Genomic DNA, 3482 nt, shown 5'->3' with positions numbered 1-3482 from the left:
GGCTTCGCCAACGCCGTCCGCTTCCCCGCTGGTCCGGGAACAGCTTCAGCAGAAGCGTGAGCCTGGTGGTCCGGCATCGCCGCAACCTGCGGCTTCGCCAACGCCGTCCGCTTCCCCGCTGGTCCGGGAACAGTTTCAGCAGAAGCGTGAGCCTGGTGGTCTGGCATCGCCGCAACCTGCGGCTTCGCCAACAACATCGCCCACAGGGACCAAACAACCGGCTCCCGCGACGACACCTACCCCCACTCCTTCGCCGACGCTGCTACCAGGAGCCATACAATCGGATCCGGGCGCTCCGCGGACCCAAACTGCGCCCGCCGGCGGCGCCGCGGTCCAAGCGTCACCGGGCGGACCCGGCGCACCCGCGGGGGGCTCCATCGGGACGCCCCTCGGGAAGCCAACGGTTAACCAGCCACTTCCGCCGGTGCCGCCGCCAGCTCAGGCCCTGGCGCCGATTGCGCCGGGTGCCACGGCACCGGGCCCGCGTCGCATGGAAGATTTCCGTGGCGCACGGCAGGAAAGCGACCAGGGCGGCCGCAAGGTCTTCACCGAGCCGGGCCGCGTCATTGTCGTCGATCCCTCGGGCCAGTCGTTCATCCGTCACAACGAGGAAGATCGATTCCGTTATGGAGCGCGCGATATCCGGACCGAGCAGGTCGGCAACGACACCCGCACCATCGTGATTCGTCCCGATGGCTCGCAGATCATCACCGTCGTCGGCCGCGACGGCCAGTTGATGCGCCGGATCAGGCGGGATCGGGAGGGCCGCGAGATCATCATCATCGACAACACCTACCGCGATCCGCTCGCGGTCGGTGGTTTCTATGTCGAGCTGCCGCCGCCGGTGATCGGCATTCCCTACAACCGCTACATTGTCGAATCCGACGAGGCGTCGCCGGATGTGATCTACGAGACCATGGAGGCGCCACCGGTGCAGCGGATCGAGCGACGCTATTCGCTCGACGAAATCCGCTACAGCCCGTCGGTGCGGGCGTTGATGCCAAGCATCGATCTCAACACAATCAACTTCGAAACCGGATCGTGGGAAATTCCGCCCGATCAGGCGGCGAAGCTGCAGGCGATCGCAGATGGTCTCAACCGGGCGATTGCGCGCAACCCGCGCGAGGTGTTCCTGATCGAGGGCCACACCGACGCGGTCGGCAACGACGTCGACAATCTGTCGCTGTCGGACCGGCGCGCCCAGTCCGCGGCCGAATTGCTGACGCAGCAGTTCCAGGTGCCGGCGGAAAACCTGACCTCGCAGGGCTATGGTTCGCAATATCTGAAAGAGCAGACCTCGGGGCCGAGCCGCATCAATCGGCGCGTCACCATCCGCCGCATCACGCCGCTGCTCAACGGCGGCACCGCGTCGCTGCCGCCCCCGCCCCCGGGCATCGCGCCGCCGCGGTAGAGGCGAGGCATTCCAAGATGAAAATGGCCGGGAGCGATCCCGGCCATTTTTGCTACGCGGCGACAGCCCGCAGCCCGGATGAGCCAACGGCTCGGCGCGAAGCGCCGTCCGATGACAGGCTCCGCGAAATCCGGGACCGCCTCGCCCGCATGCGGCGCCAAGGGCGCGCCCGCGCCGTTCTCAGCCCTTGTCGGTGTCGAGTTTGAAGATGTGGGAGCTGTCCCCGATCGATAGCAAGCCTGTCTCCGCGTAGAGATTCAGCTTGGCGCGGGTATCAGTGATGTCGAGGTTGCGCATTGTCAGCTGGCCGATACGGTCCGCTGGCGTGAACGCCGCGTCGTCCACCTTCTCCATGCTCAGCCGCTCCGGCTGATAGGTCAGGTTGGGGCTCTCGGTGTTCAGGATGGAGTAGTCGTTGCCACGTCGCAGCTCGAGCGTGACCTCACCGGTGACTGCGCGGGCCACCCAACGCTGGGCGGTTTCGCGCAGCATGAGGGCTTGAGAATCGAACCACCGTCCCTGGTAGAGCAATCGGCCAAGGCGCATGCCGCTGATCCGGTATTGCTCAATGGTGTCTTCGTTATGGATACCGCTGATCAGGCGCTCGTAGGCGATGTGCAGCAGGGCCATGCCGGGAGCTTCGTAAATACCGCGGCTCTTTGCCTCGATGATGCGGTTCTCGATCTGGTCGCTCATGCCAAGGCCATGTCGACCACCGATGGCGTTGGCCTCGAGAAACAGCGCGACCGGATCGGCGAACGTCTCGCCGTTCAGTGCGACGGGCTGCCCCTCCACAAAACGCACGGTGACCGTTTCGGCCTTGACGACACAGTCGTCGCGCCAAAACGGTACTCCCATGATGGGCGTGACGATGTTGATGCCACGGTCCAGGCGCTCAAGATCCTTGGCCTCGTGGGTCGCGCCCAGGATATTGCTGTCGGTCGAATACGCCTTCTCGGCGCTCATCTTGTAATCGAAGCCATTGGCGGTCAGGAACGCCGACATTTCCGCACGACCGCCCAGTTCGTCTATGAACTGCTGGTCGAGCCAGGGCTTGTAGATCCTGAGGCTCGGATTGGTCAGCAAGCCGTAGCGGTAGAACCGCTCGATATCGTTACCTTTGAAGGTGGAGCCATCACCCCAGATGTTGACGCCGTCCTCCTTCATGGCCGCGACCAGCATCGTACCAGTCACAGCGCGGCCGAGGGGTGTGGTGTTGAAGTACGTCGTGCCGCCGGTGCTGATATGGAAAGCACCAGATTGGATAGCGGCGATACCTTCGTGGACCAATTGCGTGCGGCAATCCACGAGTCGGGCTTTTTCGGAGCCGAAGCCCAGGGCCTTGCGCGGAATCTCGTCGTAGTCCGCCTCGTCGGGTTGGCCGAGATTGGCGGTATAGGCGAAGACGCGGGCGCCTTTCTGCTTCATCCACAGCAGCGCCGCGCTGGTGTCGAGGCCGCCTGAGAAAGCAATGCCGACTTTCTCCCCCTTGGGCAGGCCTTTCAAGATCTTACTCATGGAGGTTCCAATCGGTCAAAATAGCTGATGTCATTTTGCGGCTTGAGCGCGCGAATATCAAATTTCGCGGCGATGGGCACGCGATTAATAGCGGCTGGCGAGATGAAGTCGCTCACACCGACGGTTTGGGCCCGACATCGCGGCCGAGCCATTTCTGGAAAAAGCGATAGGCCGGCCAGGCCAGCCGCGTCAGCGCGGCGTCGACGGCGGCATCCGACAGCCGGGTCGAGGGCCAGCGGTAGATCAAGGCATAGGCCAGCCAGATCACCAGAAACGTCACCAGGCCCGCGGCCGCGACGTCGGTGAAAAAGTGCCCGCCGAACGCCATCCGGAGCAGGCTCGTCACCACGCCGAACGCCGTCGCGGCGGCAAAGGCCAGCGGCCGCCATGCCGGCGGCGTCAGCGCCGCGGGCGCGTAGGTCCAGAACGCGGTGGCGCCTTCGCCGGAGAAGAAGGAGCAGTTTTTCGCGCAGGCGCCGCGCGGATCCCACCACGGCACGAATTGATCGGGTCCATTGAATTGCGTTACCACCACCGGGCGCGGGCGGCCCCA

3 protein-coding genes are annotated in these 3482 nt (G+C 64.5%); 1 reads left to right on the top strand and 2 read right to left on the bottom strand.

Translation table 11 applies throughout. The features are described 5' to 3' along the window. On the top strand, window positions 1-1411 hold a 1411-nt coding region (locus QZ213_RS26245; protein ID WP_291688972.1), incomplete at its 5' end, for an OmpA family protein. 180 nt (window positions 1412-1591) lie between these two features. Here QZ213_RS26245 and argG read toward each other — a convergent pair. Both argG and QZ213_RS26235 read right to left on the bottom strand, forming a co-directional pair. Beyond that, window positions 1592-2929: an argininosuccinate synthase gene (argG, locus tag QZ213_RS26240; RefSeq protein ID WP_291688971.1), complete on the bottom strand. Its 1338-nt coding sequence runs from the start codon at window positions 2927-2929 to the stop codon at window positions 1592-1594. A gap of 112 nt (window positions 2930-3041) precedes the next feature. Beyond that, on the bottom strand, window positions 3042-3482 hold a 441-nt coding region (locus tag QZ213_RS26235), incomplete at its 5' end, for a phosphatase PAP2 family protein (RefSeq protein WP_291688970.1).

Source organism: Bradyrhizobium sp., assembly GCF_017881085.1.
Lineage (GTDB): Bacteria > Pseudomonadota > Alphaproteobacteria > Rhizobiales > Xanthobacteraceae > Bradyrhizobium.
This window is presented reverse-complemented; position numbering and strand designations above follow the sequence as displayed.